18 protein-coding genes and 1 tRNA gene are annotated in these 13742 nt (G+C 59.3%); 11 read left to right on the top strand and 8 right to left on the bottom strand.

Annotation, left to right across the window (positions count from 1 at the left end; translation table 11 throughout):
* Window positions 1-10: 10 nt before the first annotated feature.
* On the bottom strand, window positions 11-376 hold the full coding sequence (locus FPT15_RS26905) for an SPOR domain-containing protein (RefSeq protein WP_178119758.1): 366 nt from the start codon (window positions 374-376) through the stop codon (window positions 11-13).
* Window positions 377-638: 262 nt separating this feature from the next.
* Here FPT15_RS26905 and csrA point away from each other — a divergent pair, with 262 nt between their 5' ends.
* The 3 genes from csrA to FPT15_RS26890 all read left to right on the top strand — a co-directional run bounded on the left by csrA (window position 639) and on the right by FPT15_RS26890 (window position 1754).
* The gene (gene csrA / locus FPT15_RS26900) at window positions 639-833 is read left to right on the top strand and encodes a carbon storage regulator CsrA (protein ID WP_003192511.1); all 195 of its coding nucleotides are present in this window, start codon (window positions 639-641) and stop codon (window positions 831-833) included.
* Between the two features lie 209 nt (window positions 834-1042).
* Window positions 1043-1306 carry a hypothetical protein gene (locus FPT15_RS26895; protein ID WP_145165837.1) on the top strand — a complete coding sequence of 88 codons (264 nt, stop codon included), beginning with the start codon at window positions 1043-1045 and terminating at the stop codon, window positions 1304-1306.
* Window positions 1307-1400: 94 nt separating this feature from the next.
* Window positions 1401-1754, top strand: a complete 354-nt coding sequence (locus FPT15_RS26890; protein WP_256676525.1) for a hypothetical protein — start codon at window positions 1401-1403, stop codon at window positions 1752-1754.
* On the opposite strand, the gene FPT15_RS26885 is transcribed toward FPT15_RS26890, so the two are convergent.
* On the bottom strand, window positions 1734-2411 hold the full coding sequence (locus FPT15_RS26885) for an HAD family hydrolase (protein WP_145165836.1): 678 nt from the start codon (window positions 2409-2411) through the stop codon (window positions 1734-1736). The genes FPT15_RS26890 and FPT15_RS26885 overlap by 21 nt on opposite strands.
* A 215-nt stretch (window positions 2412-2626) precedes the next feature.
* Between FPT15_RS26885 and FPT15_RS26880 the strand changes: the two genes are divergently transcribed.
* The 5 genes from FPT15_RS26880 to FPT15_RS26860 all read left to right on the top strand — a co-directional run bounded on the left by FPT15_RS26880 (window position 2627) and on the right by FPT15_RS26860 (window position 6329).
* Window positions 2627-3397 (top strand): alpha/beta fold hydrolase, encoded by a 771-nt coding sequence (locus tag FPT15_RS26880; protein ID WP_145165835.1) that lies wholly within the window; start codon window positions 2627-2629, stop codon window positions 3395-3397.
* Window positions 3398-3508: 111 nt separating this feature from the next.
* A complete protein-coding gene (locus FPT15_RS26875) occupies window positions 3509-3769 on the top strand; it encodes a DUF2790 domain-containing protein (protein ID WP_145165834.1) in 261 nt (86 codons plus the stop codon).
* Between the two features lie 42 nt (window positions 3770-3811).
* A complete protein-coding gene (locus tag FPT15_RS26870; protein WP_145165833.1) occupies window positions 3812-4483 on the top strand; it encodes a heavy metal response regulator transcription factor in 672 nt (223 codons plus the stop codon).
* The gene (locus FPT15_RS26865; RefSeq protein WP_145165832.1) at window positions 4480-5880 is read left to right on the top strand and encodes a heavy metal sensor histidine kinase; all 1401 of its coding nucleotides are present in this window, start codon (window positions 4480-4482) and stop codon (window positions 5878-5880) included. The genes FPT15_RS26870 and FPT15_RS26865 overlap by 4 nt, the downstream gene beginning before the upstream one ends.
* Before the next feature lie 203 nt (window positions 5881-6083).
* The gene (locus tag FPT15_RS26860; RefSeq protein ID WP_145165831.1) at window positions 6084-6329 is read left to right on the top strand and encodes a hypothetical protein; all 246 of its coding nucleotides are present in this window, start codon (window positions 6084-6086) and stop codon (window positions 6327-6329) included.
* Between the two features lie 15 nt (window positions 6330-6344).
* On the opposite strand, the gene pcp is transcribed toward FPT15_RS26860, so the two are convergent.
* The 5 genes from pcp to FPT15_RS30170 form a co-directional block, all read right to left on the bottom strand.
* Entirely contained in the window at window positions 6345-6989 is a 645-nt protein-coding gene (pcp, locus tag FPT15_RS26855; RefSeq protein ID WP_145165830.1) for a pyroglutamyl-peptidase I, read from the bottom strand.
* A gap of 8 nt (window positions 6990-6997) precedes the next feature.
* Window positions 6998-7948, bottom strand: coding sequence for a DUF979 domain-containing protein (locus tag FPT15_RS26850; protein ID WP_145165829.1), 951 nt, complete (start codon window positions 7946-7948; stop codon window positions 6998-7000).
* Window positions 7945-8661: a DUF969 domain-containing protein gene (locus FPT15_RS26845; RefSeq protein WP_145165828.1), complete on the bottom strand. Its 717-nt coding sequence runs from the start codon at window positions 8659-8661 to the stop codon at window positions 7945-7947. The genes FPT15_RS26850 and FPT15_RS26845 overlap by 4 nt, the downstream gene beginning before the upstream one ends.
* A gap of 241 nt (window positions 8662-8902) precedes the next feature.
* The gene (locus tag FPT15_RS26840) at window positions 8903-9328 is read right to left on the bottom strand and encodes a GNAT family N-acetyltransferase (protein WP_145165827.1); all 426 of its coding nucleotides are present in this window, start codon (window positions 9326-9328) and stop codon (window positions 8903-8905) included.
* Window positions 9295-9531: a hypothetical protein gene (locus FPT15_RS30170; protein WP_256676524.1), complete on the bottom strand. Its 237-nt coding sequence runs from the start codon at window positions 9529-9531 to the stop codon at window positions 9295-9297. Before FPT15_RS30170 ends, FPT15_RS26840 begins: the two co-directional genes overlap by 34 nt.
* 473 nt (window positions 9532-10004) lie before the next feature.
* Between FPT15_RS30170 and FPT15_RS26825 the strand changes: the two genes are divergently transcribed.
* Window positions 10005-11360 carry an MFS transporter gene (locus tag FPT15_RS26825; RefSeq protein WP_145165892.1) on the top strand — a complete coding sequence of 452 codons (1356 nt, stop codon included), beginning with the start codon at window positions 10005-10007 and terminating at the stop codon, window positions 11358-11360.
* A complete protein-coding gene (locus FPT15_RS26820) occupies window positions 11357-11554 on the top strand; it encodes a hypothetical protein (protein WP_145165826.1) in 198 nt (65 codons plus the stop codon). Before FPT15_RS26825 ends, FPT15_RS26820 begins: the two co-directional genes overlap by 4 nt.
* A gap of 433 nt (window positions 11555-11987) precedes the next feature.
* Here FPT15_RS26820 and FPT15_RS26815 read toward each other — a convergent pair.
* Window positions 11988-12064 (bottom strand) — tRNA-Val (locus FPT15_RS26815).
* A 184-nt stretch (window positions 12065-12248) separates the two neighbouring features.
* Here FPT15_RS26815 and FPT15_RS26810 point away from each other — a divergent pair.
* Window positions 12249-13532, top strand: coding sequence for an FAD-binding oxidoreductase (locus FPT15_RS26810; RefSeq protein WP_145165825.1), 1284 nt, complete (start codon window positions 12249-12251; stop codon window positions 13530-13532).
* Window positions 13533-13742 lie beyond the last annotated feature (210 nt).

Raw genomic sequence — 13742 nt, 5'->3', positions numbered from 1 at the left:
GATCTGTTGGTTACTGTGCAACCTTGTGTTCAATCACCTGGGACTCGGTGTCATTTTTCTTGGCGCGGGCCAGTTTTTCGGTCAGTTGCGCCTGCTTGGCTTCGGCTTCGGCCTTACTGGCGAACGGCCCCAACAGGACATCGTCCTTGCCGTCTGTTTTCACGATATAAAAATTAAACCCATGTTCCAGCAACCAGGCAGTCAAGTCAGTGATTGCCTGGAGCTTGTGGTCCGGCGGGCCGACCCACACATCCCATTCCTGAGCGGCAATCGCGCCGGTGTCTGGCTGGCTTTCAGTCACGGCAGGCTTGGCCTTGGGCGCTTCGACAGGTTTGCCTTCACCGCAACCGGCCAATGCCAACACCGCAATTGCCATCGCTACTTTACGCACTGCCCTGCTCCTTTGAGGATAAAGAGGCAACTTTATCATTCACTGTCTATTCTGGCCGTCATAAACGTTGGCTTAAACAATGCGAATGATGTATCGCAGACCTGTATGATGCCGCCATGGGAATTAATGTCGCCTCTATGCGTCCTAAAAGAGGCAGTCACAGGGAAGCGCTTAGCAGTAAGCTACACACATCCGACATCTGCCCTGTCTGAAACATGTGTCCTTAAAAGTAATCAAGGAGAAGTCCATGCTTATACTCACCCGCAAAGTCGGTGAAAGCATAAACATCGGTGATGACATCACGATCACCATTCTGGGCGTCAGCGGCCAGCAAGTACGAATCGGCATCAACGCACCCAAGGACGTTGCCGTGCATCGCGAGGAGATTTACCAGCGTATCCAGGCTGGCCTGACGGCTCCGGACAAAAACCAGACTCCTTGACGCACTCTCAGTAGCCAGCCCTTTCGTTCACTGTAACGGCTGGCGAAGACCCTTAAAGCCTGCTCGCGTCTCTTGCGTGAACAGCACGCTTTGCGCCTTGCGCTTCGCCCCAAGATGAAACTGTCTTGACGACTTGAACTTGTTGCGTAATCCACAGCCGAATCTTCTGACTCTTATCCTGCCGTCCGAGTGCATTCAGGAGCACGTCGATGAGGCACGCCGCCCCCAAGCCCCTAGTTTCCAAGTCCTGGTGGATCGTCCTGCTGATAGGGCTGGTCTTCGTGACGCTGGGTTATGGCCTGAGATACGAAATTGAAAGTAGCAGCGCCTCCCATGGTAGCTCTTGGCCTGATCTGGCGCTGTTTCTGTGCGGTTACCTGTTTGCGTTCTGCCTCAAGCCTATTCAGAAGGCGATTCTGCGCAAGTTGTGTCAACGCGCCGCTCAACGAACGCACCACAAAACTGCACGATGACGCCTCCTTGCGGGCTATCAGATCACCGGCATTTACAGTGTCGCAGCAAGACCTATGCTTGGGCTTGCACGGTCAGTATTAAGGGCTGAAACAGATGGATACCCTGAGTAAATCCGAAATTGAAACTGCGCTGGCGGCCCGCCTGCCCAGTTACACAATCGCCTGCACACTGCACGCTGACGGCACATTGTCGGCTGTTCTCAGCGGCCCTGAAACCGACCACTTTGCAATCACCGGTATCGTGCGCGCGCACTATCGCGGCGCAGAAGCGATAGCCCGGCTGGCGAACGAAATCCTCAGAGAAATGGTGATGTCCCGACAGGGCCTTCGCAGCAGCCGACTGCAGGCCCTGCCGGAAAACAGCGTAAGTCGGACCGACCCGGCAACTGATGAAATCAGGAGCGATAACGGGTTTGGCTTTCGTGTATCAAGCCACGACGACCGATAAACTCAGCAACCCGTCATCGTTACGATGCACGCACACGCGCTCATACCCCTGAATCGACGCATGTACCGTGACCATGGGCTGCAAGTGCGTCGAGGTCACGACTACCACGTCAGCCCCCGCCGCCTCCGCGGCGCGAATCCCCACCGTCGCATCCTCGAACACCAGGCAGTCCTGCACCGGTACGCCCAGACGCTGCGCACCCAGCACATAACAAGCCGGATCCGGTTTGCCGCTGGCGACATCCTCGGCTGTTACCAGCACTGCCGGCGGCGCAATGCCCGCCGCTTGCAGGCGGCGCAACGCCAACTCCCTGGGGGCAGACGTGACCAGCGCCCACTGATCGCCAGGCAAACTGTTCAGAAACTCGACAGCGCCTGGAATCGCGACGACACCCTCGACATCGTTGATTTCCGCCTCGGTTATCCACTGCGCTTCAACTTCAGCGTCCACGCCTGGCAATGCCTGTCGGGTGATCGTATCAATGGCTCGTGCGCCGTGAATGGTACTCAGAAAAGCCGCCACCTCCAGGCCGTGGCGTTCAGCCCAGATACCCCAGACCCGTTCGGCGGCGGCGATAGAGTTGAGCAAGGTCCCGTCCATATCGAATAAAAAGGCGCGGTAGCGTTGGGTAAATGCGGCTGGACCTTGAATAGACACTGCGGGGTTTCCTTTTTATCGCTGACAAATGCTGACTCCGATGCAATCTACGGATCACGTCAACACTTGTAAACGTTGCAGAGCACTGCCCTCCCCCTTTGCATTACAAGCATGTAATGAAGCTGTAAGTCTTGTCAGCACCCTCACTTCATACAGTGACGTCGTCAGTCACCCCCACCGGGTGACACACCTGCACACTGATGAAGGGCCGCACGATGAAACCTGCAAGCACACTCTGCCTGATCGCCGCCAGCTTGTTGATGCTGGGCACCGGTACCGCCATGGCCGGCACCGTCGCACCGATCAAAGCCAACAACGTGGTCCTGGTGCACGGCTCCTGGGCGGACGGCTCGAGCTGGTCCGAGGTGATCACCCGTCTTCAGGCCGCCGGCCTGCATGTCACCGCCGTACAGAACCCGCTGACCTCGGTGGCCGATGACGTCGCCGCCACCAACCGCGTACTCGATCAACAGGACGGTCCTACCGTCTTGGTCGGCCATTCCTACGCCGGCACCGTGGTCAGCGACGCCGGCGCGAACCCGAAGGTCAGCTCTCTGGTGTATGTGGCAGCCCGCGCACCGGACGCCAATGAAGACTTCCTCGCGCTCTCCGCCAAATACCCGAGCATGCCGGTGCGAGCCGGCGTTGAAGAGCAAGACGGTTACCTGACCCTGAACCAGGACGCTTTCCTGAAGTACTTCGCCGCCGACGTGCCCCGCGCCAAGGCACTGGAGCTGTACGCCGTACAACAACCGATTACCAAGACGCTGTTCAGTGGTCGCACAGTGAATGCCGCCTGGCACACCAAGCCGTCCTGGTACGCCGTGTCGAGCAATGACCAGACCATCAACCCGGAGCTGGAACGCTTCCTCGCCAAGCGCATGAACGCCACCACCATCGAGCTGCCTTCGAGCCACTTGTCGTTGGTGTCCCACGCCAAGGAAATCACCGACCTGATCCTCGAAGCGTCCGGTCGCCAGCCTTGAATCCGTTGATTACGAACTTGTCATGATCCTGTTGGTTGGCTGTTTGGGGCGCCTGGTTACTGTGAACTCACTGCCAATCCCGGCAGCCGACCCTTTAAGAGAGCTACTGCCATGAAACTGTTTATCCTGGGCTTCGCCGCGCTGCTTGCCACCGGTTCCGCATTTGCCGCCGACACCTCTTCCGCCAACAACGTGATCCACGACAAGACCGGCTTCTTCGTGCACCTGGACGTCGACAAAGTGCTGTCGAGCACCGACACCTACGGGCAGTGCGGCATCGTCCCTGCCCGCCTCGATTACCTCGACCACCAGGGCCGCGAACATGTGCTGGACTACCAGGTACAGGGCATCGGTTGCGCCAGTGACAATTGATCGGGCTACACTTGCGCCACGCACAGAACCAGGGCACTTCCCATGAATATCCTTGTAGTCGAAGACGAACCCAAGGCCGGCAATTACCTGCTCAATGGGCTGCAGGAACTGGGTTACTCCGTGAGCCTTGCCCGTGACGGTGTGGACGGGTTGCACCAGGCGCTGGAAACGTCATTCGACGTGATCGTGCTGGATGTGATGATGCCGAAAATGGACGGTTGGGAAGTGCTGCGCCGCCTGCGCAAGGAGGCCGACACGCCGGTGCTGTTTCTCACCGCCCGCGACGACATTGCCGACCGCATCAAGGGCCTGGAACTGGGTGCCGATGATTACTTGATCAAGCCGTTCTCCTTCGCCGAGCTGGTCGCGCGTTTGCGCACCTTGACCCGCCGCGGCCCGAGCCGCGAAGAAGAACAGCTGCACATCGCCGACCTGCAGATCGACGTGCTCAAACGCCGCGTCACCCGCGCCGGCACGCGCATTACCCTGACCAATAAAGAGTTCGCCCTGTTGCATCTGTTCGCGACCCATCAGGACCAGGTGCTGTCACGTTCGATGATCGCCTCGCGCGTCTGGGACATGAACTTCGACAGCGACACCAATGTAGTCGACGTCGCCGTGAGGCGCCTGCGCCTGAAAATCGACGACCCGTTCCAGCTCAAGTTGATCCACAGCGTGCGGGGCATTGGCTACCGCTTCGACACTCAGCCATGAACAACCGCCGCCACTACTCGCTGACCCTGCGACTGGCGCTGATCTTCGCCCTGCTCGCCTTTGCCCTGCTGGCCACCCTGGGCGTGGCGCTGTACCGCGAACTTGAGCGTGAACTGATCAAGCGTGACGATGCCGCGCTGATCTATCGCGCCGACCAGCTGCGCAACCTGCTCAACGACAGCAACACCCTGGACCTGATCAAGACCAAGCCGGAGCTGTTCCGGAACATGCTGGGCAACAGCGAGTCGGTGCTGAGTATCGCGGCGCCGGGGCAGAAGCCGTTATTGCTGGTCAACCCGGGCAACATTGAAATGCCGAACGTAACGCCCGTGCCAAAGGACCATGAACTGGGCTTTTCCGACGTGCACCACTTACCTGGAGTGAACGGCGTACCCTTCGCCACCGTCGCCGCCTCCATTGATTCCGGAGACCTGGGAAGCCTGCAAGTCACCACGGGACGCTTGATGACCGAACGTACCGCCATGCTTGCCAGCTATCGCCTGAGCGTATTTATCCTGGCCAGCATCGCGGCGATTATCCTCGCCCTGGTCGGTTACCTGCTGGTGTACCGAGGCCTGCTGCCGCTGCGGCGCCTGGCCACACACGCGCAAGGCATCGGCGTGGGTAACCTTGCCGAACGACTCGACAGCCACGGTGCGCCGAAAGAACTTCTGCCGATGATCGACTCTTTCAACACCATGCTCGAGCGGCTGGCCAAGGGTTTTGTGCAACTGGGCCAGGTGTCGACCGACATGGCCCACGAACTGCGCACGCCGATCAACAACCTGCTGGGCGAAACCCAGGTCGCGCTTCAGCAGAGCCGCAGCATCGAAAGCTATCAGCAATTGCTGGCCTCCAATGTCGAAGAGCTCGAACGCCTGGCACGGATGCTCGACAACATGCTGTTTCTCGCCCGCACCGATCCGGCCAGCGCCTTGCGCCAGCGCCAGGAGCTCAGTGCGGCGGATGAAGTGCAACGCATGGCTGATTACTTCGAAGGGTTGGCGAGCGATGTGAATATCAGCATCCTCGCGCAAGGCGAAGGCGTGATCTGGGCTGAACCGATGCTGCTGCGCCGGGCGCTGGCAAATTTGTGTGCCAATGCCATCAAATACGGCGCCCCCGGTTCGGAGCTGGTGATTCAAGCCACGCCAAATGCCGAAGGCATCCGCCTGAGCGTCAGCAATCAGGGAGAGACCATCCCCGCCGAACACCTGCCCAGGCTGTTCGAACGGTTTTATCGGGTGGACGAATCGCGGGAACGCTCGGCCCAGTCCAACGGGCTGGGTTTATCGATCGTCGCGACCATCATGCAGCTGCATAACGGCCGCTACAGCGTCACCAGTGAAGGCGCATTGACATGTTTTGAGCTGATTTTTCCGAAGCGGGAACACTGAGCAGTGCGTGCCAGAACCCTGGTGTTATTTTGCAAAGTTTTGTAGGTCGCAGCCGTTCCCATCTGCCTCTACTCTTGCCCAGAGCGCTCTCTCAGATCATTCAAAAAAGGTGTCACGCTTTGGAGAACAAACAGCATCAATCAGGCGGGACGAACACGCTGGCTCAGGGTAGAGCCGGTGCAGGTAATAACGGAGATTCTGGTATGGAAAAACGCTTGGGTTTACTGGAAAAAGGGCTGGCTGACATGAAAGAGAAGCTGATCGCCGTTTCGAACAGGGCAGAAGCCATTGAAAGGCACTCCACCACCCATGAAAAACACTATGCAACCCGCGCGGACCTGGCAACCACAGAGCTGAACCTGATCAAATGGTATGTGGCCACTGCGTTCGCGATGACGGGGTTGGCCTGCGCCATTACCTTCGGGCTGACCCGAGCGTTGGCCGGTTGAGGCAAGCCTGGCAGGTCAACTGACCTGCCCACCGGTTTGCACGATATCCACCTGCGTATCCCACGCCGTCTGTAGCGCAACCCGCAAACCTTCAACCATTGTCACCAGTGCCATAGAGGGCTGCACCGCACCAGAGACCTGATCCGGAAGGCTGGGGGGTACGTGGATAAAGCCACTGCGTATCGCCGTGCCGGCCAGGGCATGCTGCAAAAGGTAAAACACCTGATTACACACAAAGGTCCCCGCCGTCTGTGATACCGACGCCGCGATCCCGGCCTCGCGCACAGCCTTGACCATCGCTTTGATCGGCAAGGTCGTGAAGTAGGCCGCCGGCCCCCCGACCACCACTGGGGTATCGACCGGTTGGGCTCCCAGATTGTCAGGGATGCGTGCGTCGTTCACGTTGATCGCCACCCGCTCCATGGAGAAATCGCTACGGCCGGGGGCGAGGCCTGTGGCAATCACCATCACCGGGTCAAATTCGGCGATCAACCGCGTCAGGCACGCCCCCGCCGTGGCAAACGCACAGGGCAGTCGACGCGCCACAATGTGCACATCTTCACTCAGTCGCACGCCGTCCAACTGGCGCGATGCCTCCCAGGACGGGTTCATCAGGTCCTGGTCAAAGGGCTCGAAGCCCGTCAGCAACACAGTTTGCATTTTTGGCCTCACATCAACAGGTAGAGCAGCACGATATTGACCACCAGCATCATCAACGCCGTCGGCAGTTGAGCCTTGATCACCGCGTTCTTGTCCGGTAACTCCAGCAACGCCGCCGGGACGATATTGAAGTTGGCAGCCATGGGCGTCATCAACGTGCCGCAATAGCCGGAGAACATGCCGATCGCCGCCATCACCGCCGGGTTGCCGCCATACACGCCCACCAACACCGGTACGCCGACACCGCCGGTCATCACCGGAAACGCCGCAAAGCCGTTACCCATGATCACCGTGAACAGCGCCATACCCAGCACGTAGACCATCACCGCCACCAACTTGAAATCAAGGTTGATGTAGGTAGTGGTGACATGCGCAACGGCCGTGCCCACTCCGGCTTCATTAAACAATAGCCCCAGCATTGCAAGCATCTGCGGCAACACCATGGCCCAGCCGAGGGCCTCGGTCAGGCGCCGGGATTCACGCAAGGCTTGCACCGGAGTATCGCGGGTCAGCCAGCAAGCCAGGCCGAGGGCGATCAGACAGCCGATGCCCAAGGATACAAAGGTGGTGTTTTTCGGGTCCAGCAGCGGTACGCCGCCGATCTCGGTGTGTTTGAGCAACACCGAACCAATCACGGTGGTCAGGGGAATGGCCAGCGCGGGAATAAACAATTTATGCCCCAGGCGCCCGGCACTCGCGCGGGAGGCCTTGTCATGCAGTTCGGCATGCTTGCCGCGGCCGACGCCACCCAAGCCTGCGATCAGCGCCATCACCACCACGCCAACACCAATGACCACCGACGGCAAGCGCTCCCCCACCAGGAATGGAACGGCAAACAAGAGCCAGAACAGCGCGGTTGACCAGCGTTTAGGGTGGGTTCGATCCAGCAGGATCATTCCTGCAGTTATCAGCAATAGAACACCGGCAAGCCAGTACAGGTACTCAATGGAGATGATCATTGTGCAGCCTCCACCGGCGTGGCGGCGGGCGTCATCTCGCGCGTCAGCCTGCGATCAAACCGGTGCAGGCGAATGGCGTGGATGACAAAGGCGCAAATCGCCGTCGGGATGCCCCACACCGCAATGTGCAGTGGCTCCACATCAATCCCCGAACCCAGCAGGAAGGTGTGCATCAACGCGATCGCACCAAAGGCGACAAAGATGTCCTCACCGAAAAACAGCCCGACGTTATCGGTTGCCGCACACATGGCCAACACTTTGTGGCGCAACGTATCCGGCAGTTTGCCGTAGCGCTTTTCCGCCGCCCCTTCGGCCATGGGCGCCAGCAACGGCCGCACCATTTGCGGATGCCCGCCCAGGCTGGTCAGGCCCATGGCGGCGGTGGACTCGCGTACAAACAGGTAGATGATCAACAGGCGCCCGACCGTGGCTCGCTCGAAACGCGCGATCCAGTTTTGTGCATGCAAGCGCAGGCCATGGCGCTCCAGCAGGCCAATAACAGCCAGGGGCAATAACAGGATCAGTTGCAGCGCGCGGGTCTGAAGGAAACCATCGCCCATGCTGGCGAGAATTTTTTCCAGCGGGAAGTGGGCAGCCAGCCCGGTGGCAATGGCGGCGGCGGTGACCACCAACAGCGGATTGAAGCGCAAGACGAAGCCAACCACGATGACAAGTACGCCGATCAACGGCCATAGGTTCACAACAGTTTGCATGACGAAGAGGTCCTTGAATGCGCGCTGCGGCGCCATTACAGCAGGATGTGAACAAAGGGTTCACAGCATGAAAGTGGCATGCAGCCCGGCGCGGTTTTTATTGTTGACCCGATAGGTCGAGCGTCAGTGGCGGCAACTTTGCTGCCTGGGGGCGGGAGGTGTCCAACAAGAAAAATTGTTGCTGCAAACCAATAAATTTTGTGGATGATTGGCGCCGGGCGATCCGGCGCCGTACGAAGATTCAGCCGAGGCGTTTCTGGAAAAAGTGCCGCTGGTGACCCGCCGGGTAATCAGCGATATGGCCAAATTCACTGAAGCCCAGCTTTCGATAAAACCCCGGCGCCTGGAAGCTGAAGGTGTCTAGCCAAATCCCGACACATTGCCGCTCACGGGCCAACTCTTCGGCGGCGCGCATCAACCGCGTGCCGGTACCTTGGGTACGCATCTGATCCGGGATGCTCAACAGCTCAATGAACATCCATCCGTAGGAAATTTTTCCATAAAGGCCACCGACAACCTCTTGTGTAGCGGGGTCTCGCAACAAAATCCCGATGGTTTCGAACGCCATGTTGCCCGTGTGACCGAGGTTGTACGCCCTCAGCGGTTTGAGGATGGCCTCACGCTCCTGCGCCGTTACGTCGAACGACACTTCCATTGACACTTCCATAGCGTGCTCCCTGGTATGAATTGAGTCGGCGACCAGTATGCAGGCTTACTGCGGCTTGACCAGCCTCGTAATCCGGGCTGATCTGCGCCAGCATCATCAAGGCTGCCGCCCCCAATGGCACTGCGTCCTGCCCAGCGGCCCCAGGTGCTCCAACACCCTTGGTTACCCCAGGAACACGCCTTGCCACCCGGAATCACCATCATGTGCCCGATCTCACCAGCATTGTGCCAGTGGCCGGAATACCGGCGGTTACCAGGTACAAACCGGCACCAAGACCGCTGCCGATAGACAGGTGCACAAAATTCGTCAGCTCGCTGGCGACGCAATAGAGGCGTTCAATTGTGATTGATCGCGGCGCGCCACGGCTTGCGAAGGCCTGTTGCCCAGCGTGCCGACCGCACATGCGCTACTGGAGCCCTTCACGATGATCCAAGGGTTCTATGTGAGCGCAGCGCAGCTGGCTGTGACGCGCGGGCGCAATCCGGATCAGCCGCGGTATTTGAAGAAGGTGACGCAGACGCGGTAATTCGAGCGTGCGGGCCCAGGGCTGACCCGGTATTGTCGAGTGCGATCGACCTTCACTGAAAAAAGGCCAACACCGGTGACTTCATCCGTTACACCTGTTTCAAGCGTGCAAACCCGTTTGATCGCCCTGGTGGTCGCCGTGACCTTTTTCATGGAGAACCTCGATGCCACCGTCATCGCCACCGCCTTGCCCACCATGGCGTCCGCGTTCGGGGTCACGGCGGTCGACATGAATATCGGCATCACCGCGTACATTCTTGCCGTGGCGATCTTCATCCCGCTGTCCAGTTGGATCGCCGACCGTTTTGGCGCACGCCGGGTGTTCGCCGGTGCGATCATCATCTTCACCCTGGCTTCGCTGCTTTGCGGGTTGAGCCAAAGCCTTGAGATGTTCGTGATCGCCCGGGTGCTGCAAGGCGTAGGCGGCGCGCTGATGGTGCCGGTGGGGCGCCTGGCGGTGCTGCGCAATACCGACAAAAAAGACTTGGTGAACATGATTGCGGTGATCACCTGGCCCGGACTGGTCGCGCCGATTCTAGGGCCGTTGGTGGGTGGTTTGATCGTGACCCACGCAACGTGGCCGTGGATTTTTTACGTAAATCTGCCTCTGGGAGTGCTGGCCTTGGTTGCCGCATTGTGGCTTGTGCCCAAGGGGCGCGAGGCCAGCGTACGGCGATTCGATGCCAAAGGCTTTGTGCTGCTGGCAGGTGCGTGTGTGGCAGTGCTGGGCGGGCTGGAATGGCTGGGCAACCAGACCAGCGAAACGCTGATCCCGGGTTTTGTACTGGTGGCCACGGGCACGTTGCTCGCGGCATGGGCCGTGCGTCATTGCCGCCAGCATGCCGAACCGTTATTACCGCTTCAGACCCTGTCCATCGGCACCTTTCGCGTGAGTATTCTTGGCGGGTCGCTGTTCCGTCTCGCCATCAGCGCCCTGCCCTTTCTACTGCCCCTGTTGTTTCAAGTGGGTTTTGGCCTTTCTGCGGTGGATGCCGGCTTGCTGGTGCTGGCGGTGTTTGCCGGCAACCTGGTAATGAAACCCTTCACGACGCCCATCATGCAACGCTTCGGGTTCCGCCCCGTGCTGCTGGTCAATGGCGCTATTGGCGTCGCATTGGTTGCAACCTGTGCCTTGTTCACGGTGCAAACGCCCTTACCGCTGATTGCGGCCGTGCTGTTCGTGGGTGGGCTGTCACGGTCGATGCAGTTTACTTGCTACAACTCAATCGGCTTCGCCGACGTCCCCAAGGCGCGGATGAGCGAGGCGTCGGCGCTGTTCAGCATGGCGTTCCAGCTGGCGATGGGTCTGGGGGTCTCCATGGCGGCGCTATTGTTACGGGCGTCGATGGCTGTGCAAGGGCACGCCGTGCACGCGGCCGTCGGGGACTTTCGGGTGGCCTTCGTGGGCGTGGCGCTGCTTGGGCTCGTGGGATTGATTGACGTGTATCGTTTACCGATGGGCGCCGGCGAAAACGTGCTGAATCGCGCTAAAACGACGGGACCGTGAAGAATCCTGTTCCAGACCTATACTCACTTGAGCTGTTGCGCGTTTTGCGCACCGCTCACGGCAGTATTGCCGACCAAGAGGTAGCCGCTATGTACGCAGGACAAATGAATATGACGACAACAAATGGTGAAATACGCTGCCAGATGGTTGTTCAAATCATCTGCCTTTTGTCGGTTGCCACGCTGTTCTGCTGACCCATCAGTACTGCCTGCCTTTCAACCACCGCTGCGTATAACCGCGCGGGGGCCGCATTCGCGCTGAAGATCTTAAATAATAGGCCTCAAGGGCTTTAACACCCCGCCAGACCATTCAAGGCCTTGGCGTATCGGGCCAGACGCGCGCCTAGCTCAACAAACAGGCGAAAGCCGAAAATAAAGCCGACAACGACAAACCAGATGGATAAATAGGTGAGCTTTTCCGCGTCGGTGGAATCGAGCCCACACCGGTATCGGCTATTTTGAGTAAACCTCAATCACATCGGCGCAGCGTGTGATCAGCACCGATGCACTCGGGGCGATTTGAACAAGAAGGCGGGCGCCGAACGGGGCGTGAGTAAATGGCAGACAACAAAAAAGGGCCCACCTTTCGGTGAGCCCTTCTAGACCGCCCAGCAGAGCGGATTTTGTTTGGTAGGCGCGATTGGACTCGAACCAACGACCCCCACCATGTCAAGGTGGTGCTCTAACCAACTGAGCTACGTGCCTGCTGTGAGGCGGCATTCTACGGAATTCCGGAGGGGTGTCAACATCTTTTTTGCAGCTAACCCTATGAATATGCGAATTATTTATTTGCGCCGGGTGCACCGGTGATTTTCGGGTGGCTGGCAGGCAATTTTCAACTCAGGTAGGATCGGCGCACTCGTAAAAAATATAAAACAGAGGTTCCAGGATGGCGAACACCCCCTACCCCCAGTCGTATTACGCCGCGTCCGCGAATGCGGCACCGCCACGCCCGGTACTGCAAGGTGACGTCGAAACCGATGTGTGTGTGATTGGCGCCGGCTACACCGGCCTTTCCAGCGCGCTGTTTCTGCTGGAGAACGGTTTTCGCGTCACCGTGCTGGAAGCCGCCAAGGTGGGGTTTGGTGCGTCGGGCCGTAACGGCGGGCAAATCGTCAACAGCTACAGCCGCGACATCGATGTGATCGAGCGCAGCGTCGGCCCCAAGCAAGCGCAGCTGCTGGGGCAGATGGCGTTTGAGGGCGGCAGGATCATTCGCGAGCGCGTGGCCAAATATCAGATCCAGTGCGACTTGAAGGATGGCGGCGTTTTCGCCGCCCTCAACAGCAAGCACATGGGCCACCTGGAATCGCAGAAACGCTTGTGGGAACGCTACGGGCATACGCAACTCGAGTTGCTGGACGAACGCCGTATCCGCGAAGTGGTGGCCTGTGACAACTATGTCGGCGGCTTGCTCGACATGAGCGGCGGGCACATTCACCCACTCAACCTCGCACTGGGCGAAGCGGCTGCCGTTGAATCCCTGGGCGGCACGATCTACGAGCAATCGGCCGCGGTGCGCATCGAGCGCGGCGCGAACCCGGTGGTGCACACCGCCGAAGGCAAGGTCAGGGCCAAGTTCATCATCGTCGCGGGCAACGCTTATCTGGGGAACCTGGTGCCGGAGCTGGCGGCCAAATCAATGCCTTGCGGCACGCAAGTCATCACCACGGCACCGCTGGGTGATGAACTGGCCAAGACGCTGCTGCCCCAGGATTATTGCGTCGAAGACTGCAACTACTTGCTCGACTACTACCGCCTCACCCGCGACAAGCGCCTGATCTTCGGCGGCGGCGTGGTGTACGGCGCACGTGACCCGGCCAACATCGAAGCGATCATCCGCCCAAAGATGCTCAAGGCCTTCCCGCAGCTCAAGGACGTGAAAATCGATTACGCCTGGACCGGCAATTTCCTGCTGACCCTGTCGCGCTTGCCGCAGGTGGGTCGTCTGGGCGACAACATCTATTACTCACAAGGCTGCAGCGGCCATGGCGTGACGTACACGCACCTGGCAGGCAAGGTGCTGGCGGAGGCACTGAGAGGTCAGGCGGAGCGTTTTGATGCGTTTGCCGACCTGCCGCACTACCCGTTCCCGGGCGGGCAACTGTTGCGCACGCCGTTTGCGGCGCTGGGCGCCTGGTATTACGGGTTGCGGGACAAACTGGGGTTCTGACTACGCAGTGGGAGCCGGCTTGCCGGCTCTTGCAGCAGAAAGCCAAATCGCAGAAACAAAAAACCCCGGTCTTTCGACCAGGGCCTTTGCTATCGGATCAAAGTCAGCCAAAGGCTTTCTTTGTGCTTCAAGGCGTTCAGTGGGCCTTGAGGCAGATATGGCGCAGCGGACGGGACTCGAACCCGCGACCCCCGGCGTGACAGGCCGGTA

It is taken from the genome of Pseudomonas sp. RGB, from assembly GCF_007713445.1.
Lineage (GTDB): Bacteria > Pseudomonadota > Gammaproteobacteria > Pseudomonadales > Pseudomonadaceae > Aquipseudomonas.
Note: the sequence above shows the minus strand (reverse complement) of the source record. Positions and strands in the feature narration are given on the sequence as shown.